Origin of the sequence: Blautia wexlerae (assembly GCF_013300825.1) — a bacterium.
Lineage (GTDB): Bacteria > Bacillota > Clostridia > Lachnospirales > Lachnospiraceae > Blautia_A > Blautia_A wexlerae_B.
Map to the genome: position 1 here is coordinate 58,039 of NZ_JAAIMY010000013.1, position 22,011 is coordinate 80,049.

The window sequence follows — 22,011 nt, forward strand, 5'->3', positions numbered from 1 at the left end:
TCTACCTGTAATTAGTTATATCTAACTCTTTGTCAAAAAAATTTTTGATCCATCCCAATATCAAACCGGACGCCAAAACAATATGCGCTACCATAATCCCGTTTACGATCAGGGAATATCCAATCACAGAAAAAACACCTGCTATCGCGCATTCAATAACTAAAATTACCCTCGCGCGCATCCCATAAACTTTTTTCTCTTTCGCATCCAACTTCTTGCTGCTGGCATCTACCGGCGCCATGATAAATATAACGCCAACTGCGACAAACCATATGATCCGCATTTGCCATATTACAGCCGGAGCAGACGCCAGATACAGACTGCATAGAAGGACAAGGATACCGGAAACAGCCATGCAGCCCCCTGCCTTTTCCAAATGAATCCCTCCGGCATACTGCCTTAAAACAGTAAAGGGCAATAAAAAGACTATCATCTCCATCCAATTCCCCGTTATGATGCCAAGTATGACGATGATAAGGTATATTACCACCCTGCCCAGCAGTACGCCGTAAGCATATTCATACAGCCTGCGGTCTTTCTCTTCAAGAATCCCATTCCTGCTTTGTAGTTCAAAAAGCCGGCCAGCCATTTTTTTCCACACTAGAATTTCCTCATTTTCTTAACTTCTTCCGGCTCATCTTCCTGATAGTACAGCCAGTTGCACGCCAGATTTGCCGTATACGCCGTCAAGCAGAGTGCAAGACAGTTTACAGCTCCAAGCAGTTTGATTCCCAGGTTTTTTCTGATTATTTTTTTCATAGTTACAAAGCCTCCTTTTTTCCGAAAGTTTACACAAAAATCGCCCTCTTTTCAATTACCGTGGCAAAAACGGTAACTTTTTGGGCGATTTTTGCACGTCCTTATTTGATTGTAAAGATCAGCTTAACAGAGAACTCCCGTTCTCCTGCCTCCACTCGCATAATTCCCGCATACTTTTTAACCAGTTTTCCAACCGTGTGCAGTCCGATCCCGTGACTGTCCGCGTCTCTTTTGGTGCTTATGTACCTGTCCTTGTCCTTTAACAGAGGGACGACATACCCATTGCAAAATTCCATGACAAGGAAATGCCCCGCATTTCCCATATACATCCTGCATTCCACATATCTGCCATCTTCTGTCTTTTCTGCCGCTTCCAGTGCGTTATCCAAAAGATTCCCTACGATCGAGATCAAATCCAACTCTTCCAGAAAATCCAGTCTGAGATCATTACCCAGGGTAATCCTATAGGATATATCCTTAGATTCTGCAAGAAATTTTCTTTCACATAGGATGCTGTTCAAGATCGGATGCTCACAATATACACTTTTTTGAAGATTCTGAATCCGGACGCCTAAATGTTCCATGATGTCCTTAACCTCTTGATTCTCTCCTTCTTCTATCAAGCCGGCTACTGTACAGATAAATTTATTTATATCGTGTAAGAATGCTCTGTTATCCTCATTAACCTTATTCATATACTGCAGATTGGCAATCTCCGCCCTGCTTTTCTGGTATAGCCGGTCCATCTTCTTCACTTCTTCTGATTTTTCTACAAACCTGTCAAATACTGTGAAAATGAAGATATTCGTCATTAACAGAAGCGAAGCTCCTACCGGAACCATGACCCTGTTCATTCCTTCAAAAGAAGTGTGCGAATAAAACATACATCCTAACATAACGATCGTTGCGGTTGGCAGCATGAGCAGCACTGTAAATGTTTTATTTTCAATCGTCAGATAATCCCTTTTCCTTGTTACCTGATTAATGCATTTAATAAACAGAAATGTCATGGTACTCATCAGCAGGAGTGCTAATGTCTTTTCTGTTTCAGTCCTGAAGCCCTCGGACGCACCAGTCACGCCATATGCATTCGTAAGTGCCGCAAAGAGAAATTCGGGAATAATTGCCAGCACATAATAGCAGCATACCGTAACCAGCTTCTTCCATATATTTCCCCGGAACACAACCATAGACGCAATCATATAGATTACCGGAATCATTACCATATTAAGTATTGAGGATTCCAGGCGGTTGGTTCCGAACATTGCCAGTGCTGCGATACAATATACGAGAAATTTTTCCCAGAATCTTTCTCTTCTGTATGGGAGTATGTTCTTTTCCAAGTCCTCCAACAGATACATCTGAAGAAGACAAATCAAATAATCTCTTATTATCATACCATGCCGTTCCTTTCCCCAAGAAATGTTATCAGTGCGTCGGCAAACTGTCCTTTTCTCGACCTCGAAACATTCAACTGGATTCCAAACGGCAGCAACGCAACGTTCTTTTCCAATCCTTCCACTTTTGCCAAATTCACAATATAGCTGTTGTGTGCATACTCAAATCCCCTTCCGGCCAGACACTCATACAGATCACTTAAAGATTCCTTGCAATGCATCTCTTCTATCTTTCCCTGTCTGGCAATGTATATCGTACAGCCCCTTTTCGCCAGACAGATATATAAAATGTCTTCCGTATGGATGCGCATTATCCTTCCCGCCGATGTAACTGTCACGGAAGAATCTCCACAGCACAATTTCACTTTTAATAAAATCATAGGTATTTCCTTTTTCAGACTTCTGTCATGCAGATCCTTCATGATGTACCGGAACGGTTGTCCAACATTAATGCTGTCAGGAGTCGGTTCAAAACAGCCGGAGCAGAACACCAATATCGCTGCTTCATTATATTCCCTCAGCTTCAGTACTGTTTTATTTCCATCCAATCCAGGCATACGCATATCCATAAAAATCAGATCATGCAAAATATCCGCATCTTCCAATAATTCTTTTCCTGATTCATATTCATAAAACCGTATCTCATTCGAAGACAGAATCCCTTCCGTTTCTATGACCGTCTTTATTTTCTCCCTGTATTCTTTATCATCGTCGCAAATTGCTATTTTACACATATTCATCCTCCAGTGTTAGTTTCTTCTAACCCTTTCCCATAAAAAAACCATCTTGCAGAATCTGAATCCTAAGATTATTTGCCTGTTCCTATAACTCCGGTTCCAAATCTGCAAAGATGGGATCTTCAAAAAATTCCTGTATTGTAATATCCAATCCATCGCATATCTTTTTAATTGTAACTACGCCAGCATTCCTGCTTTGTCCATACAAAATATTTTTCAGTGTTGAAGGCGGGACGCCTGAGCGCACCGCCGCTTCATTCACTGTGATATCTTTCTGCTTAATCAGATCGTTTAACCGATATATGACCGCTGTTTTTATATCCACGGTATCGACCACCTTTTTTTCTTCTATTTTATATAAATCGGCTTTAAAAGGTCGCCCATATATAGTCTTTTTGATCTATGCACGATATTTTTTTAACAGTTTTTCTTATTCTAGCAGAAATCCGCTAAATTTCTATATTTTATTAGATACATGAAACCCTGTGAGAACATTTCTGATCCTACGCAGGGTTTTCCACTTTGTTATAAAATTTTTATATTTTGCAGTATGCTGGATCGGAGTTATCATTCAACTTTCCTTCTGCTGCCGATTGTAAAAACATATTTTTACGAATAAATATTCAGCAGTTCTTCCGGAGAAAGCAGTGTAATCCAAAAGGAAAGAAAATCCTTTTTATTCCTTGTCACAATCGCATCACACTGATTCTCCTTCGTACAAGTTGCAAGTAGGCAGTCTTCAAAATCAGATACTCTCTGCAAATAAGCAGGCAGCACATCTTCGTTCGTCACTGTCAGCACTTTTGCTATGTCCAAAACGGAGCCAAGTGCCTTTCTATAAATTTATACCGTTCTTACATCCCGATCAGCTCCTCTCTCCAGCTCATCTTTTCCCTGCTTTTCTTGGATTTTTCTCTTATTGATTTCCAGTCGTTCATGAATAGATGGCTTCTTTGCCTTCGTAGTTGCTTTATTCTTTTCTGTTTGCATACTCGAAACTACCTTTTTCACAGCTTTGTCATTATCCCCTTTTGTCACATTCGCTGCTCTTGACGCTTCTACTCTGCTGTCCTGCTTTTCTGCAACCTGCCGTTCCTGCTTTTCCTGCACACTTTTTTCTTCCAGACTGCAAAAGCTCTGCAAATATGGCAGCACATGGTTCTGCATATCGGTCAGATCTTCCATACACTTCTGAAACTCTTCATTTCCCTTGTTTTTCAGATAACCAATCCAGCTTTCATCCGTAAGTTTCAGTTCATTTTGGAGTTTCAGCTGACTTAAAATACCGCCATTTCCTGTTCCAATATCTATTTTCCCTTTGAAATGTTGCATCATTTTATCGCCTTTTTCCGCATAATATATAGTAAAAAACATCTGGGCTGTTACCATCGGCTCATCCGTCCTCGGATTACGGTCTGCGTACCATTCCTTATCCTTCTGTGCAGTACGGGAATCCAGATCTGAGAGCTTCTGACAGCGTGGTTCCATCAGCTCTCGCTTTTCACAGTAATTCACATACACCATCGGCTCTGTTTCTTTGGATATATCTGGTTCGTAGGATTTCAGCCGTTCCAGCAAAACACCTGCCCACACGGACTGCTCACAGTCTTCTTCAATCACATCCTTCAGAAAGGAAATATAAGAACCAACATTTCCACTTTGCAGATCCAGCATGACTTCCTGTATGGTATCCTGCCCTGGCTCTACATGGTCCCGATAGTCATACGGATCGAAGTCTTCCGCAATCTCATCCAATGCTGCTGCCAGTTCTTCTGTTGTCATTTTTTTCGGATACATTGCCTCACGCACATCCTGAATCGGGATATATTTATAATCAGGCAATGCTTTATGAATCTTCTCCAAACCTTCACGCACCACCGGCTGATCTTTTAAAAACCGCACATTATCCAAGAAGTCGCCGTGTATCGTTGTTCCCATTACAATTAACAGTTCTGTTTCATCAAACAAGCTATCCTCCGGATCACGATAAATAATCCCCATTCCACTGCCTTTATAAGCGTTTTCCGGATCTTCTCTGTACTTCTCATAGATTGCTGCGATTTCTTTCACATCTGTGCTTTTCTCATAAGCTCCCATATCATGAATTTCATCACATTCTGCAGCATAATATTCCAGATAAGCTTCTTTCTTAGGCGGCATATTATTGAGTACATTATCAATCATGTTATAATTGGCCTCTTCCAGTTCCTCCACCTTTGCCAATGGCTTATATTCGCCCTGGCTTTTCTGAATCTCTGCCATTACAACTTCATCCATTTCTTCTACTTTCTCCATCAACCGATCATAATCTCCACGGATGCGTTCTCCAGTCCAGCCTTCGTCTTCCAAAAGTTCCTCCGCCGCTTCTTCAATAGAAATTTCATCATTCTCATAAACGCCACCATCCATCAAGCGGAAATCTTCATCGTAAAAGGAATAATCATATCCTTCTTCTGTTCTCTGAATAGCAAAGTAACGTTCTCCTACCTCATATGCCAGTTCACTAAGGACCTGTTCTTCCAGATTCAGGAAAGAATCTAGCTGTTCAAAACTGATACTGTCTACAAAATGAGCAGTTACTTTTTCCCCGTCATTCAGAACTACGATATCACTGACAGACAGGGAATGCCCACGGAAATCTTCCGGTCTATCAATGTTGAACCTTTCAAAAATATCATCCAGTGACATATTTCCTGATAATTCACCAACATAGACCAGCTTGTAATCTTCTTTTTTTATCTTCATACCATGACTTTCAATAAAACTCATATTCATAAAAGCATAGTTTTCGCCCGGTGAATCATCCCGGATCTGATAAATACCAAATACCCTTCTTGTTCCTAACAACAGGTTTGCTTCTTTCAATGACTGAATCTGTGGATATTTCTGCATTTCCCATTCCAGGTTACGGAAACGCTCCAGTTCTGTCATAGACATCTGATAATGCTCTGGTCCTCGTTCAATTTCCATACGTTCTGTGACATACATCGGTGATGAAAAATTAGTGATCAGATAGATATCTGCTCCTGCATCGTATAATTTCAGTGCTTCTTCCTGCTCAATGACACTCATAGGCTCCTGAAATGCTCCTAAATTTTCTTCTGCATAATCTAGGTTGTTATCCTTTATCCGTTCCCACATCTGCAATTCCATTCCAAACAAACCGTCGTGTGCCTGTATCATTTCTTTACTCGCATATTCACCTTTACTGCCATCACTTCCAAGGCAATAAATCTTAGAACCCATTCTGTGATAATCCAAGGCTGCTTCTTTTCTAAGTGGCACCATATCTTCTGCTGTATATCCATAGTCACGTAATTCCAGCTTACCTATGGTTGGATCCAGCAGTTCTTGAATATCCATTCTTGCGTCATCCAGCAAATCCTCTACACCTTCTTGATCTGCCTGACTCACTGCATCTGCCAGATTTCTTACCAAATTCCTAACTTTCTCTTCCTCGCCGATCAGATTCGCATATTCAAAAATCTGTTCTTTTACATCTGTTGAAAATTCTATATCTCTACGCTCTGCCTGAGCAATCCGTTCCTGCGTATATTCCTGCATTTTCTGCGTTTCTTTTCCTGTTATCATATTTCTCGCCATTCAAATTCCTCCTGTGTTCTAAAAAATGGCATAACAGGCAGAACCTTCTTCTACCAAATTATGCCATCTTTCCTGTTTATTTATTCCAGACCGAAGTCCCGTTTTCTGTTTTCCTTGCCAGTTTCACTTTCCCGCTGACTCTTTTCTTTATAAATCTGCAGTTTTTCATGGATAGAACCACGTGTCGGTCTTTCTTCTTTCTCATCTGATTCAGACACCTCTGTTTCTGCATCTTCCCGTTCATCCATATTGAGCAATGCATTTAATTCTGACAGTCGCTCCAGTTTCTGGTTCAACTCCTCTTCTTTTGGAAATGGCTTTCCAACCTCTTCTTTTGCATTTGCAAGCTGTTCATATACTGTTTCCAGTCTTTGTTGTGCTTCTGAAAGCTTCTCTGGATAACTGTCCAACAGATTGTTGATACGAGTAATATTTCCAAGTGCATCTGCTCCAAGATGAACTTTCGAGACAGCCTCATGTTTGACAGATAGAATAAATTCTTTACTCCATCCATCAAACTGAATCCTCATATTGAATCCCTGATAGTTTCCGATATCCATCGCAGCATCTACAGCTTTAATATCTTTACATACCGCCAGAAGTGCTGCTCCTGCCTCTTTCTTTTCTGTGAACTCTTTGCCGCCAATCTCCATAGTAAACTGCTCTGGATCTGTGATTTTATGCTCTGAGTAATGAGCGATGTCTGCCTTGTAGCTGTCAATGATTTCTGTCAGTTTTGCAATCTGTTGTGGAAAATTCCTTGCAATATCATCTTCCAGGCGGTACTGGTTATTCATGTGGTTGGCTTTTAAAAGTTTTAATTTTGCCACATCAACATCCAATGCCATCTTCTCTTTTACTGCTGGATTTCCGGTTGCAAGAGCTTTGACCTCTGCATAGGAAAGTGCCGCTTCGTCCACATCCTCACAGCTTCGCACAGGTGCTTTGCTGGTCATAATCTGAGAAATGAATTTCTGCTTGTTCTCAATCAACTGCCACATGTAGCTGTCAAATGTGGATTCAGTTACATACCGGAAGATATGAACCTTTTTATTATGATTTCCCTGACGGATAATACGCCCTTCCCTCTGTTCCAAATCAGATGGTTTCCAGCCAATATCCAGATGGTGCAACGCAATCAGACGGTCCTGCACGTTGGTCCCGGCACCCATCTTTGCTGTTGAGCCAATCAAAAAACGAACCTGCCCGGATTTCACTTTTCCAAACAGCTCCGTCTTCTTTGCTTCTGTATTTGCATCATGAATAAAAGCAATCTCTTTTTCCGGTACACCTTTCGCTATCAGTTTCTGCTTCAAGTCATCATAAACATTGAAACTGCCATCACCTTTCGGTGTGCTCAAGTCACAGAAAATCAATTGTGCAGATTTCTGTGCTGCCGTGTCTTTCCAGATCTCATAACTTTTCTCTGCACAGACTGATATTTTGCTTTCTGGATTATCTGGCAATAATTCGTTCACCAAACGCTGATCCAATGCCAATTTTCTTCCATCATTGGTAATTTTCAGCATATTATCAACCGAAGCATCTACCCCTCCGTTTCTGACAACTTCTGCACGTTCCCCCAGACTTTCTACGATTTCTTTCTGCTGTTCCGTTGGTTTCAGCACCACTGTTTCATATTCCGCCTCTGGCACAGGAAGCTTTAACTGATCGGAAGTCTTGATATCTGCAATCTCCTTAAACATATTCATCAGTTCCGGAATATTATAAAATCTTGCAAATCTTGACTTTGCACGGTAGCCTGTTCCTTCTGGTGCAAGCTCAATGCTCGTGACTACCTCGCCAAAGGTGGAGGCCCAGGAATCAAACAGTCCAAGTCCCATATTTTGTAATTTGCTGTTCTGCAGATACCTCTGCATAACATACAATTCCGTCATGCTGTTGCTAATCGGTGTGCCCGTAGCAAAGGTAATGCCTTTTCCTCCGGTAATCTCATCCAGATACTGACATTTATTAAACATATCCGCCGACTTCTGTGCTTCATTCTGTGCAATCCCGGCTACATTTCTCATTTTTGTATAAAGAAATGCGTTTTTATAACTGTGTGCTTCATCTACATATAAATGATCCACTCCCAGTTCTTCAAACGTAACTACCTGATCTTTTTTCTCTTTCTGATTCAGTTTCTCCAGCCTTGTCTGCAATGTTTTTCTTGTCTTTTCAATCTGTTTGACGGTATAACGTCCACCATCCTGTTCATACCTTGCACTCTGGATTGCCATTTCCAGATCATCAATCTGCCTCTGAAGCATGGCTTCCTGTTTCTCATCAGAGATTGGAATACGCTCAAACTGGGAATGACCAATAATAACAGCATCGTAATTTCCCATAGCGATTCTGGCACAGAACTTCTTTCGATTTGCCGGTTCAAAATCCTTTTTCGTTGCTACCAGAATGTTCGCCCCTGGATATAACTGCAGGAATTCTGCTCCCCACTGCTCCGTCAAATGGTTTGGAACTACAAAGAGGTTTTTCTGAGATAATCCCAGACGTTTGCTCTCCATTGCCGCCGCTACCATTTCGTAAGTCTTCCCAGCTCCTACTACATGTGCCAGAAGCACATTATCACCGTATAGCTGATGTGCGACTGCATTTTTCTGATGCGGTCGAAGTTCTATTTCCGGATTCATTCCTGGGAAAGTCAGATGACTTCCATCGTATTCACGGGGACGGATACTATTAAAACGTTCATTGTACACGCTTACCAGTCTTTCTCTCCTCTGCTGATCCTTAAAAATCCAATCTTGGAATGCAGCCTTCAAAGCATCCTGCTTTTGTGATGCCAACATAGTTTCTTTTTTATTCAAAACTCGCACTTCATCCCCATTGTCATTTACGACTTTATCATAGATTCTAACATCTTTTAGATTCAAGGTATCTTCCAGAATCCGGTAGGCATTTGCTCTCTCCGTTCCATACGTTGCATAGGCAAACGCATTTCTTGGACTGTCGGCGTTCTTTCCTGTAATCCTCCACTCACCATTTATCTCAGAGAATTTTACCTGTATTTCCTTCTGCGCAAGATACCTCGGCGTATGAAGCAGTTCCACCATAAACTCCTGATAATCCGAAGGTTCAATCCAGGTGGCTCCAATACGCACTTCAATCTCCGATGCTTCCAGATCTCTCGGCTGAACTGCCTCCAATGCACGGACATTCGGTGTGAATTCTGGATGATTCTCTGCAAAAGTTCTCGCTGTATTTAATTTATCCCTAACATTTCCGGACAGATATTCATCTCCACTTTCCCACTGGTCTGTCAGTGGATTTTTGAAGATAACTCCAACCAGCTCTTCTGTGATTTTCTCTTCGGTCTTTCCGGTCAACTGTGCCATATATGGGAGATCTACTTTAGCCTTTTCATTTAGGGACAAAGCAAGTGCTTCTGTGGCTGTCTCCACACTTGTCACAGCGACCGCCTTTTTAATGGTTCGTTTGGTAAACATGTCCGCTTTCCGCTTCAATGTTCCATCTTCATTCAAGTCTTCCAGGGAACACAGCAGACAATAAGAAGAGTCATCAGAAAATGCACGTTTGTTAGCATTACTTCCAATAACTCCATACTTTGCTGTGTAGGTATCATACACCTGATTCAGTTTTTTCTGCTGTTTCTGGATTTCTTCGTCTGTGACAAATTCTTCCATCTGCATGGCGATCAGTTCACGAACGGTATCACGGATTGCAACCATGCCTTTTACACGTTCTGCAGTGGCTGCAGGCATTTTCACCTGATTCATCAAAGAATTGACACGGTAATATACCTGATCATCTACCACCGTATAGCTGTAATTTCGAACATTCGGATCTGCCGGAATACTCTCTGGCATCTCATCCAGTTCTGCCTCTATATCTACTGCCGCTACCATGCTTCCCTTGATGTGTTTTACAGCTTCTTGTAACTGTAATTCCAGATCAGCTCCTTCCATTGGAGCACAGGTTGTTTCCATACCATACGGACCGGACACTTCTTTCATCTCACCAAGAATCAATCCCGGATGCTGAACAAAATACTTGTTAATGGTAATCCCATTTGCATCACTCTCCAAATTCACCCAGTCTGGCATCTCTTTTGTGAAACTCTCACGCTTCTGGAAAAACAAAATATCAGCACTGACTTCTGTTCCTGCATTTGCCTTAAAAGCTGTGTTCGGCAGTCGGATTGCCCCCAGCAAGTCTGCACGCTCTGCCAAATATTTCCGGACTTCCGGTGATGCCTTGTCCATAGTTCCCTTTGTTGTGATCAACGCAGCTACACCACCTGGACGTAACTGATCTATAGTCTTGGCAAGAAAGTAATCATGAATCATAAAATTGTAGCGGTCATACTGACGGTCATTGACCTTATATGCACCGAATGGCACATTTCCGATTGCCACGTCAAAGAAATCATTGGGATAATCCGTCTTCTCAAAGCCTTTGATCTGGATATTGGCATCTGGATAGAGAAGTTTAGCAATTCTGCCACTGATGCTGTCCAGTTCCACTCCATAGAGTTTGGACTGGTTTAGATTCTCTGGAAGCTTTCCAAAGAAGTTCCCGACTCCCATAGATGGCTCCAGGATATTTCCCTTTGTAAATCCCAGATTCTCCAACACCTGATACATACTTTCAATCACAATCGGCTGTGTATAATGAGCATTTAATGTGGAAGCTCTGGCTGCAGCATATTCTTCCGGTGTAAGGACGGTCTTTAATTCCAGATATTCTGTCTCCCATGCAGATTTTGTCTCATCAAATGCATCTGCAAGACCTCCCCAGCCAACGTACCTGGATAAGATTTCCTGTTCTTCCGGTGTTGCATTGCGATTCTCATCCTCACATTTCTTTAACAACTGGATAGCCATGATATTGGCACGGAACTTTTCTTTTGCTGTACCCTGTCCAAGCTCATCATCTGTGATGCGGAAGTTCGTTGCTGGAATCGTTTCTGATATTCCGTTAATCTCTTCCAAAGATTCTTTTTCTTCCGATACCTCAACTTCTCCAGATAATTCTTTTTCTTTTTTATCATAATCTGTCCACACACGTTGAGAAATAGCAGTAAAATACAAGGACTCTTCCTCCATAATTTCTTCCCTGATTTCCCGTAATTCATCTAAAGTATCCGCATTTACAGTTTTGTTGTGATAATGATAATAAAGTACTTCTTGTCCGAGTTTTACATCCAGACGTTCCAATTCTTGTGTTGACATTCGATTCCAAATATCATCTTTTTCCGTATGAATCGTGAAACCTTCTCCATCATCATGATATTCTAATGTGTATTGAAGTCGATTCGCTTCTCCCTTAACTTTGCAATCAAAATCGTGGATTTTTGTTCTGGTACCAGACATATATTCTGAATCAACTAATCGCAAATCAGTTATATCTTCCGCTGTCAAAGTATCCTGCTCCAGCTGTTCTCCTAACATCTGCTGTGCTTCTTCCAAATCTGCCAGTCTTTGTGCTTCCTGTCGTTCTTCGTACTTTTCCATTTCTTCCGGTGACAAATAATCATCTGTGCGGATTAACTGGCGAACACGTTCTGCAACCTTGTTCCACTTTAATAAAACTTCTACCTCTGGACTGCCAATTTTCCCTTTTGCAAGTTTTAATCCTTTTGCATCATGGGATGCGTCGGAAGCATCTGCTCCTGGTATTCCGGGTGAAGAACCACCTGTTCCATATTCATTTTTCAGGAACTCAGCTGCATCTTTCATATCATGGTGCTCCATGAAATACTCATAGATTCGGTTACGTCCTCCGGCAGTAATACCGCCTCTTCTTAACACTGCATCAATTTCATCCTGTGTGATAAAGGATAGTGCCGGACGTTCGACCGTAAATTTCTGGTCTACCCAGGAACGCTCCCTCTGAAGATCCTGAAAGCGTTGGAAATATTCCGGATTATGCTGAATCTCCCAGCGGTAATAATCTCCCGGATTCTCATCCATATATTTCTGCAGCCATTCAAAACGATAGACAATCGCATCTGCTTCCTCTTGATCTGTCCATGCTCCACTCACTACATCCTGCCAGTCTGAATATGATTGTTTCTTTTCCCAGTTTCTGCAAGTATCCCGAAAATGAAGTGCAAGAAGATTGGTCATTTCTTCCTGCTCCTGTTCAATGGCATTATTGGAAATCAAATTATCCACGTAATTTCCATCCTCATACATATCCCGAATTCTGTTCGCTGCTTCTTCCCACGTAACCATGCGGTCAAAGTTTCTTCTGGCAGAGTCCCCTCGCCGGATACGGATACCATCATTGTCATACCAGATACTGATTTTCTGACCATCTATGGTAAATCCTTTGCCACCAGTTCCATATTCATCTTTCAGAAAACTCCGCATTTCTTCATTATCCAGACCTTCAATCAGTCTTGCTGTAATATGAAACAGTGTATTTTTCTGTCCGCTTCCCGTGCGGAGAATATCATTTACCACTTCATCGGAAATAAGAAAAGCGGCTGGCTGTTCCAATGCAGCTGCCGCTTTCCTTATTTCTCCTAACTGTTCCTCTTCTGTTGGGAACAGACTTAACTGTAAATAATCTCCTGAATCACCAGCTCCTCTGCCTGTGCCTTGATCTGGTTCATGTGTCTGGTCCATGCCATCCCGTCTGCCATTTTGTCCGGTGCCGGATCTTTCTCCAGAAGTTCGTTCATCAGGTCGTCTACTCTCTGTCTTGCCTGGCTGTCGATCTCCATCAGATGACTGTCCAGACGGTTCTGCAGTGTCAGAATGTTGAACCTGGCTACCTTGTGATTTCTCAGATACTCTTTCCGCATCATTCCGTACTTGCCGATGGTTCCTCTCGTCTCTTCCAGGCTGATATCTGGAATCTGATACTCTCCGTTCTGGCTGTAACTGATCTCTCTCATAGTCTGTTTCCTCCTTTTTTTCTTCTCTATCTTCTGTGTTATCTGTATTGCTTTCGCGAATTAACGTGTTAAATTCATTATAAGCTACTTCTTTTTCTTTTGCAACCGTTTTCAGGTCATTTTCCAGATCATTCAGAACATATCGTCCAATCTGCATCAGAACTGGTCTGCTGATCTCGTTGACTGCACTTCCCAGATGTCCTAATACTTTCAGCTGATTGAAGTCCGTAATATGCCGAAAATCCTCTGCATCCAGATATTCCTGTACATCCAGTCCACACCTGTTTAGTAATACATACCAGACACTATTGGTCATCAGTTCCCGGAATTCTACTTCCTGATTCTGTTCGTCCAGTTCTTCCAAAAATGTCCCTGTCACATCCAGTCTCAGTTCTTCCAATGCATCTGGAAGCCATTCCTGCATACTCTCCTTCGCTGCCTGATGCAGACTTTCAGCAAGTCCTCCTTCTGTATCTTCCAGTGATAACTGCTCCTGCAGATAATCTGCCACCAGATGTTCTCCTTCTACTGGAAGATTCCATAACTGAGGATCCTTTCCAAGATTCCGCACTTTATAAGTGTCCTGCACATCAAATACATACCGAAGTTTTGTTTTCGGTCCGGAAGTATTGTCAATCAAGGCAATCCCCTTAGATCCCTTTTTGATCCATCGGTACATCTTCTGATTCCAGATTTCCATGGATGCTACGGCAGTTGCTTCCGGTCGCTGTGCATAAATTAAAAGCTGTTCTGGAAAAGTGTATTTGTACAGTCTGGATGCAGTGTTTAGGAACCGCATCCATTCCTGCGGACTGGCAGCTACATCTTTTGCCACCTCTTCCGTCAGCTGTTCCATTGCATATAATTTATTTGCCATGCGCTACTCCTTTTCATAAAATCAGGGACTGCTTAGCACAGTCCCCTTAAAATCATCGTTGCTTCTCTTTATAATGCTGTGGCAAGATCTTTTGACTTATTCTTCGGCACTTTCTCTGCTTCTTTTGCCTTGATCTCTGCCTTGGCTTTCTCCAGCTTTCCGTGTATTCCTCCTTTGGCTTCTTTTTTTACAGCTGTTTTTTCTGCTTCTTTTGCTTTTTCTAGCCGTGCTTCCCTGCGTTCAGCATTTTCCATGACTGCTGTCTTTCCATCACAGAACTGAACCTTATCTGACAGCTGTTCCTCTCTTTCTACCTGTGTCTCATTGACTTCTTTTACCATCGCATTTAGTTCCGGGACCTGAAAAATTCCGTTATCAGGGAGAATCAGCACTTCATGAATGGAAGATGGGATGACAAAATAATCACTACCCAGGCATTCCCCAATCTGTTTACGAATATCTTCCTGCAGTAACAGGGAAGCTCCATTCATCTTAGCTTTGTTTGTCAGACAGAACATTGGGTTTTCCATGGCTTCCATATCCATTTTTTCATTCAGCAGGTTTTCTGGTTCTTCACCAAAAATCGTAGATTTGATAATCTCATTCATATCCATAAGTGTGACACCACGTTTTCGGTCTGCCACCATCGCATCCGCTTGAATCTGTTCGGCAGATACTCCCCACTCGTTCATCAGAGAAACAGTTACCGGAATACTGCTGATCCCTTCTCCATTTTCCTCCAGATTTACTGCATAATAAGCTGCAAAATCTCCGTGTTCTGTGACTACTTTATCTGCAAGAAGATCGGTATTCCATTCCTTATCACAAATTCTCATCTGTAATTTGTCCTTCATCTTTTCATAATCCAGAATATCTGGAACTCCCATATCAAAAAATTCTGCTTTTCCCTGTGCCTCAATACGCATATCAGCCACATCGCCAACACAAGAGTCTACATCTTTTCCATGGATATATTCCTGGTAGAGAGAATCCAGATAGACTGTCGGTACGATTCTCTGATCTCCATTCGGAATCGTAATACCTGTCAGCTTCAAACCATTGTTTTTTTCTACTTCCTGAAGTTTAATTTCTGCGTCCTTATAAGACTCTGGCAGATACTCCTTTACATTGTCTTTGACATATTCATAAAATTCTTTTCTGTTCATCATACGCTTTTACCCCTTTCTGATCATGTGATGGTTCATTCTTTTTCTGTTGACCATCTGCTCGGATTTCTTCTGATAAGCCATCATTCTCTTTAAAGTTTTCTCCTGGTTTTTTCGTGCTTCCTGTCTTTTTTCCATTGCTTTCATCATAGTTTTCTGTTCCTTTCTGTGATATTTTTGTATGAAAAAGGGAGCCTCACATAGAAGCTCCCAATCATAACCGTTGGTTTTAGTTTCCTTATTTCCTTTTCCTGCTGATATACAGTCCTGCCATACCTCCTGTGGAGATTACAAGAAGCAGGATCGGCAGCCAGATATTCGTGCTGTCACCTGTTTTCGGTGCGTTTGATACCTTTGTCTCTTCATGGGATTGTGGTGTGTTCGGTGTTTCTGGAACTTCCGGTTTCTCATTTGTCAGATTAAAGGTAACTTCTACAACCGGTGTACTGTCATCTGCATAGGCAAATGTCACTTCATGCTTGGTCTGATCCAGTGTGTATCCGTCCAGTGTCTTTGTTTCCACCAGATAATACTTGATAGCGGTATCATATTTGCCGTTCTTAAATGTGGCAATCTCATACAGCTTACTTTCTGCATGACCGGCAGCATCTGTCTTTAAGGTTTCCAGAACTTTTCCTTTGCTGTCACGAAGTTCAAATTCTACCCCTTTCAGCGGTTCTCCTGATGATTTATCTGTCTTATTGAGAATCACTTTTCCCTTGGCAGTGTCATCTTTCATAGCTACTTTCTGGATCTTTCCAGTATCCTTTACTTCAAAACTAACATCCGATGTCAGAAGATATCCTTTCGGTGCCTGCTCTTCACGTAAGGTATATTTACCGATTGGAAGTTTTTCGATATAGTGTGCTTCCTCTGTGGAAGTCCAGCTCTCTACTACCTGATCATCCTCATCGAGAATCGTCAGTTTCGCACCTGGAATCTCAGTTTCTCCTGTGATATCAGTCTTACTGATCTCTACTTTTGTCACATCATCTTTCATCTCATGCTTCTGAACCTCTGCTGTATTCTCTACTGTGAAAGTAATACTTTCTGCAGTGACATATCCATCTGCCGGTTTTGTCTCTGTCATGGTGTATTTCTTACCAACAACCAGTTCTTTGATCACATGGGATTCTTCCGTAGAAGTCCATTCATCTACTGTATTGCCATCTGAATCCGTTACTTTCAGGTGTGCACCTGGAAGTTCTTTACCTGTTGTCAGGTCTGTTTTGGACAGCTCCACTGTGGTTGGCTGATTTTCAAAAGTAAAGTCGTAGCTTACTTCTGCCTGGTCTTCTCCGGCATATTCAAAGGTAAATTCCTGTACTTCTTCTGTTGTAACAAATCCGTCCGGCGCAAAGATTTCTTTCACATAGTATTTTCCGTCTACCGGAAGATCTGCCGTAAAAGTAATCTGTCCTTTTTCATCCGTTACCCGCTGCTCGATCAGACTGTCTTTCTCAAGGAGTACCTCGCCCTTTGCATTTTTGATATCTTCACTGGTATAAAGACCAAAGACACCACCTGCAAGAACACGTTCTGTATCTTTTTCTTTCTTCAGAACCGTAACCTTTACTTTCTGACGGGCATTCTGCCATTTCTCATCATAAGTGATGACTGGTGTGTCCTGATCACGGTAGGAAAGGTCAACATATCTCGGCTCTTTGTCCAGCACATAACCGTGAGCTGTTTTTACTTCCTTCACATAGTATTTTCCAGCCGGGAGATCTCCCATCTGTGCAATACCATTGGAATCTGTGGTAATGGTTCCTACTTTTTCATCTGCTTTGAAATAATCTTCACTGACACCATCTGCCGCTTTGATATCTTCCGCAGCAAATACATCGAAAGCCACATCTGAAAGGCTTCCGGTTACATACTCAAAAAGATGCTCCACGGTACCTTTTACATGATCCAAAAGTGTCACCTTATCCAGAAACTCTCCATTTTTGTTGATGATCAGAAGTCCTGTTGGAACTTCATCTTTCATCTCTACTTTCTGAATCTCGGCAGTATCTTCCAGTGTGAACTTCACATCCGTCGCTTTCAGATATCCATACGGTGCAATTTCCTCTCGAAGGGTGTATTCTTTACCCACAGTCAGTCGTTTGATCACATGTGGCTGATCTTTTACAGAAGTCCACTGATCCACAACATTTCCTTCTTTATCAAGAACGGTGAGTTTTGCCCCATCCAGTTCCACACCTGTTGTTACATCAGATTTTGTGATTTCAACTGTTGTCGGCTGGTTCTTTTTCACTGTTTTCAGTTTTACTGTCTTCACATCCTGCCCCTGGTAAGAAGCATCCAGATTCAGAACTTCATCAGAGGATACAAATCCCGCCGGTGCTTTTAACTCTTTCACATAATACTGTCCAAGCGGCAGATCCAGCGTACATGCTGCAAGACCATCGTTATCAGAAGTCATTTCCTGCAGAAGTGTATCTGCCTTTACAATGATCTCACCTTTCTCATTCTTCAGATCTTCTGTGTTATAGATGCCAAAGACAGCTCCTGCTACGGGTGCACCATTTTCTGCATCCTGTTTTTCTACCTGGATTGCAACTTTCTGGCGGTCATCGCCAACCATCACTTCCTGTTCGATCACAGGTGTATCCTGATCCGCATAGACAAATGAGACATCCGATCTGTCATGGTTCAGGACGAATCCTTCCGGTGCAGTCTTTTCTACCACATAGTAAGAACCAAGCGGCAGGTTATCAGCAACTGCTTTTCCGTCTTCCCCGGTCGTTACCGTTGTTACCAGTGCATCTTTTGCATAGATCAGCTGTCTGTTTCCGTTTTCATCTTTCTGATAATCCGGTGTATAGATATTTTCAGCTGCATAGACATGAAATGATGCACCCTTCAGGTATCTTTCTTCATAAACAAAATCCTTTTTAAATCCGGTCAGCATCTCACCTTTTTTATAGATCGTCAGCTTTCCTTTTACCGGATGGTTCTCGTAGTCTACCGTAATAATGGCATCTCCGCTCTCAGAATCCATCTGGTATGCTGTATTTGCATCCACCGCAATCTCTACATAGTTCTTATTGATTGTGTACCCTTCCGGTGCGTTGACTTCCTCAATCCGGTAATGTCCGATCTTCAGATTCTTCGGCATGATCAGATATCCCTGGCTGTCCGTAAAATAGGACTTGTGAGTAGTTGTCACTGGGTAAGTTGTTACCTGCTCCACATACTTCTTGTTGTCCAGGTCATATACCTTAAATTCTGTTCCGGCAATCAATACAGATTTCTTTGTTTCATCGTCTTTTTTCACGATTTTCAGTTTTGCCTTAAACTCTTCATCCAGAAGCACTCGCCAGATCTGTGGCTCGTTTGGATGATGTTCTGTGATATTCACTTCAAAATCATCGACTGGCTTGTAATTGTGCGGTGTTGTAGTTTCACGCACGATATAGCTTCCAAATGGTAATGGAATACTGCAGGCATACCCTTTTTCATCTGTGAAAATCTCAGTTGCTCCATTTTCTCTACTCACTACTGGTTTGGCAGAATCAAAATCATAGCTTCCATCTGCTTTCTTTGTAAGGGAAGATTTCAGATAAACTGTAAATCCGGCTCCGGATAACAGATCTGCATCGGTCTTTCCATTGTTGGCTGCTTTGATGATCTGAAATGGCTGTTTGATGACCTGCTCACTGGAAGTGCACTCTCTTTTTACTTCTGCTGTCATATCTCCTTCATAACTGCACACAAGATCATGCTCTTCTGTATCTGCCAGGTATCCGGTCGGCGGTGTGATCTCTTTGACATAATATTTGCCAAGATATAAACCTTTTACAGAAGACTGTCCTTTGTCATCTGTTGTAAGAGATGCTACCTGTTCTCCTGCTTTATAAATAGTTCCAGTTGCTCCGTCCGGATGCACGATATCTTCACGGGCATACAGACCATAAACTGCACCTTTCAGTGTGGCATCTCCCTGTGGTACTGCTTTTCCTGTTTCTTTATCAACTTTGAATAAATTGATCTTTGCTGTCACACGGTCATTGCTGAAGGTATGGGCAAATAATACGGTTGCTTCTTTATCATTGGTGTAAGAAAACTTGAACGTATACACATCTTCTGTATTTCTTACATAGCCTTCCGGCGCCTGATCTTCTTTTACGGAATAGGAATATCCAATCGGAAGATCTGCTGTGAATTTTGCAGTTCCATCTGCTCCAGTAGTTGCTTTCTCAATCAGTGTTCCTTTTTTCACAACAACGGTTCCGTCTGCATTTTTAATATCATCGGATGCATACAGAGCAAAAATACCGCCATTCAGTGGTTTCTTTGTATCTTTATCCTGTTTTACTACGGAAACATCTGCTTTCTGTCTTTCGTTGTTAAAAGTCACATCTGCAAATACAACTTCTTTATTCTGTCCGGCATAAGTCAGAGTCACTGGCTTTTCTTCGCTGCCGTTATAGAAATTGTCCGGTGCTTTTGCTTCTTTCACCACATAGCTTCCAAGATGCAGGTTCTTCAGTGTAACAGAACCATTCTCTCCCGTAGTCAGATTATCTTTTACCAGGTCACCTTTGCTGTACACTTTTGTGCCATAAGCAGTTACGATATCTGCCCCGGCATACACGTTATACACTGCATTTTTCTGTCTGCGGTTTTCATACTGGAATACCGTTCCATTTTCACTGACATCTGCTCCGGTAAGAACCTGTCCTTCTTTGTAAATGGTAAGCTCTGCCAGCTGTTCCTTATTTTCCACAGTTACCGATGAGGTTTTACTTGCTACCAGTTTTACATTTGTTGCCGTTGCATTTACCACATATCCCTGTGGTGCGGTGATCTCTTTCAGATAAACAGTATCCTGTGTCTTGATGATCGTAACAGAAGATTTTCCATTCTTATCTGTTGCCGGCATCTGAATGATCAGCTTTGTACAAGCCTCATCGCTGTATACACCGAACACTGCACCTGCAAGATTAACATCCGCTGTATCGTCTTTCTTTACGATTTCGATCGTAGCCTGTTCAATCCAGGACACCTTTAAGCTTACATATTTTTCATCAGCGACACCTTCTCCAAACACAAATGCCAGATCCTGAACACTTGCATTCGTAGTCAGTTTATATGCTGAATAATCTTTTGTAATACTTCCCTTCATTTTTGCAGAAAAAGTAGCACTTACATCTCTTGTCTGTGTCAGAGGAGCTGAAAGATAAAACGTGGTTCCGCCTCCAATTGTTACGCTTGCACCTGCCGCACTTACATTTCCAGTAGATACATTATAAAGCTTCACTCCCTTTGGTAAGTCCATTGTGATTTTCTGCTGGGAAGATGCATTGAACTTAATGTTCTCCGTTCTCTGAACATTTCCATCTACATAAGCTTTTACATTCGGTTTGGAAAATGACATCGCTACATCTGGTATTTCCGGCTTATTTGCACAATAATTATAGAGTTCTTTTGCCAAAGCCTCGCCTGTAGCATTTGTTCCATAGAATGCATCACTGCTTCCATTGGCATAAGATGCAGCCATGTGAATAATGATGAATCTTTTTCCTTCTGAAAAATCCGTGTGTTTATTCGCAAAAAAACTTTCGCTTCCTGCGGCATCTGTACCGTAATAACACACTTTTGCTAACGCCTGATTGTCCCCGATCTTTGTGATTGTATAATTTCCAGATCCTGGTCCTGGTTTTGCCGGCTGTACACAATACGCAGTTGCTCTGACGCTTCCGTAGCTGATATAGTACGGCTCTGTCAGATAGGTTCCAAGATTATAATCTGCATATCTATACAGAGGTCCTTTTTCGATTGTTACCTGCTGTGTACTTCTTGCTGAATAAGCCGAAACTGCTTCAAATGTTGCAATCTCTCCCTCTTCCATAGAATCAAGATCCACACCTTCGTCTCCTGCCTGTTCCAAAACATCGTGAAGCTCTAACCCGGATTCTTCATCATAGGTATCCTGATTCTGTGCCTGCTCTACTAAATCATCAAATTCATCAGCATCAATATCGGTAATTTCCGAGTCTGATTCTGAATCCTCCGCTTCTTCTGTCTGCTGTTCACTGCCAGCTGTTTCAGATTCGGTTACTGCTTCACTCCCTGCAGTTTCTGTCTGCACTTCTGTTTCTTTCTCACGCACAATCAGCTTTCGGCTGATCTGATACTTCGGATGCTCCTGATTTACCGGTTCCACATAATAGACCGCTTTGTAAGTGTCCACATGATCTGTCGTAAAATCCTCATTCTTGTCGTTCTTTGCTTCCTCAAATGTGACTTTAACCTTGTCAGCATCCTTGATTTCCAGTCCTGTGTAGTCTGATTTCACATCAAATACACTGCCTGTTTCAAGTTCATAATCTTTGGCAGTCACCACCTCCTCTTCATCCAGAAGGTCTTTCACTTCCTCATAAAGTGGCGGTTTTTCCTCTGGCTGGATCTCCGCTGCATATGCAGTCATCGGAGATAACACTGTACTAAGCATTGTCATGCCTGCCAGCAATCCAGATACTACTTTCCTAAAATTACCTTTTTTCTTCATGCTAAGGTCCTCTCTTTCATAATATTTGTATGAAAACAGACAGTCCTTAGACTGCCTGCAATACAT

At 42.0% G+C, this 22,011-nt stretch carries 12 protein-coding genes; all 12 read right to left on the reverse strand.

What is annotated here, in order from left to right:
• Window position 1: 1 nt before the first annotated feature.
• The 12 genes from G4417_RS08520 to G4417_RS08565 all read right to left on the reverse strand — a co-directional run bounded on the left by G4417_RS08520 (window position 2) and on the right by G4417_RS08565 (window position 21,945).
• Window positions 2–601, reverse strand: coding sequence for an accessory gene regulator ArgB-like protein (locus tag G4417_RS08520; protein WP_138344128.1), 600 nt, complete (start codon window positions 599–601; stop codon window positions 2–4).
• Window positions 601–759, reverse strand: coding sequence for a cyclic lactone autoinducer peptide (locus G4417_RS08525; RefSeq protein WP_005344225.1), 159 nt, complete (start codon window positions 757–759; stop codon window positions 601–603). Before G4417_RS08525 ends, G4417_RS08520 begins: the two co-directional genes overlap by 1 nt.
• Window positions 760–860: 101 nt before the next feature.
• Entirely contained in the window at window positions 861–2,102 is a 1,242-nt protein-coding gene (locus G4417_RS08530; protein ID WP_227233615.1) for a sensor histidine kinase, read from the reverse strand.
• Window positions 2,103–2,152: 50 nt separating this feature from the next.
• Window positions 2,153–2,890 carry a LytR/AlgR family response regulator transcription factor gene (locus G4417_RS08535; RefSeq protein ID WP_008688094.1) on the reverse strand — a complete coding sequence of 246 codons (738 nt, stop codon included), beginning with the start codon at window positions 2,888–2,890 and terminating at the stop codon, window positions 2,153–2,155.
• Window positions 2,891–2,978: 88 nt separating this feature from the next.
• A complete protein-coding gene (locus G4417_RS08540) occupies window positions 2,979–3,218 on the reverse strand; it encodes a helix-turn-helix domain-containing protein (protein ID WP_008688092.1) in 240 nt (79 codons plus the stop codon).
• Between the two features lie 284 nt (window positions 3,219–3,502).
• Window positions 3,503–3,709, reverse strand: coding sequence for a PIN domain-containing protein (locus G4417_RS08545; RefSeq protein ID WP_024728263.1), 207 nt, complete (start codon window positions 3,707–3,709; stop codon window positions 3,503–3,505).
• A gap of 27 nt (window positions 3,710–3,736) precedes the next feature.
• On the reverse strand, window positions 3,737–6,496 hold the full coding sequence (locus G4417_RS08550; protein WP_119233051.1) for a YodL domain-containing protein: 2,760 nt from the start codon (window positions 6,494–6,496) through the stop codon (window positions 3,737–3,739).
• A gap of 80 nt (window positions 6,497–6,576) precedes the next feature.
• Window positions 6,577–13,110: a DEAD/DEAH box helicase family protein gene (locus G4417_RS08555; protein ID WP_243868957.1), complete on the reverse strand. Its 6,534-nt coding sequence runs from the start codon at window positions 13,108–13,110 to the stop codon at window positions 6,577–6,579.
• Window positions 13,038–13,382 carry a TnpV protein gene (locus G4417_RS17735; RefSeq protein ID WP_070102393.1) on the reverse strand — a complete coding sequence of 115 codons (345 nt, stop codon included), beginning with the start codon at window positions 13,380–13,382 and terminating at the stop codon, window positions 13,038–13,040. The genes G4417_RS08555 and G4417_RS17735 overlap by 73 nt, the downstream gene beginning before the upstream one ends.
• 945 nt (window positions 13,383–14,327) lie before the next feature.
• Window positions 14,328–15,428 (reverse strand): DUF5688 family protein, encoded by a 1,101-nt coding sequence (locus tag G4417_RS08560; protein ID WP_138344126.1) that lies wholly within the window; start codon window positions 15,426–15,428, stop codon window positions 14,328–14,330.
• Window positions 15,429–15,434: 6 nt separating this feature from the next.
• Window positions 15,435–15,563 carry a hypothetical protein gene (locus tag G4417_RS17165; protein WP_274605761.1) on the reverse strand — a complete coding sequence of 43 codons (129 nt, stop codon included), beginning with the start codon at window positions 15,561–15,563 and terminating at the stop codon, window positions 15,435–15,437.
• 100 nt (window positions 15,564–15,663) lie between these two features.
• A complete protein-coding gene (locus G4417_RS08565) occupies window positions 15,664–21,945 on the reverse strand; it encodes a SpaA isopeptide-forming pilin-related protein (RefSeq protein ID WP_138344125.1) in 6,282 nt (2,093 codons plus the stop codon).
• Window positions 21,946–22,011: the final 66 nt, after the last annotated feature.

Excerpts from the sequence above, each read along its gene's own strand:
- G4417_RS08535 (WP_008688094.1), bottom strand. The coding sequence starts at position 2,890 with ATGTGTAAAATAGCAATTTGCGACGATGATAAAGAATACAGGGAGAAA.
- G4417_RS08565 (WP_138344125.1), bottom strand. The coding sequence starts at position 21,945 with ATGAAGAAAAAAGGTAATTTTAGGAAAGTAGTATCTGGATTGCTGGCA.
- G4417_RS08525 (WP_005344225.1), bottom strand. The coding sequence starts at position 759 with ATGAAAAAAATAATCAGAAAAAACCTGGGAATCAAACTGCTTGGAGCT.
- G4417_RS08560 (WP_138344126.1), bottom strand. The coding sequence starts at position 15,428 with ATGATGAACAGAAAAGAATTTTATGAATATGTCAAAGACAATGTAAAG.
- G4417_RS08555 (WP_243868957.1), bottom strand. The coding sequence starts at position 13,110 with ATGGACCAGACACATGAACCAGATCAAGGCACAGGCAGAGGAGCTGGT.
- G4417_RS08550 (WP_119233051.1), bottom strand. The coding sequence starts at position 6,496 with ATGGCGAGAAATATGATAACAGGAAAAGAAACGCAGAAAATGCAGGAA.
- G4417_RS17165 (WP_274605761.1), bottom strand. The coding sequence starts at position 15,563 with ATGGAAAAAAGACAGGAAGCACGAAAAAACCAGGAGAAAACTTTAAAG.
- G4417_RS17735 (WP_070102393.1), bottom strand. The coding sequence starts at position 13,382 with ATGAGAGAGATCAGTTACAGCCAGAACGGAGAGTATCAGATTCCAGAT.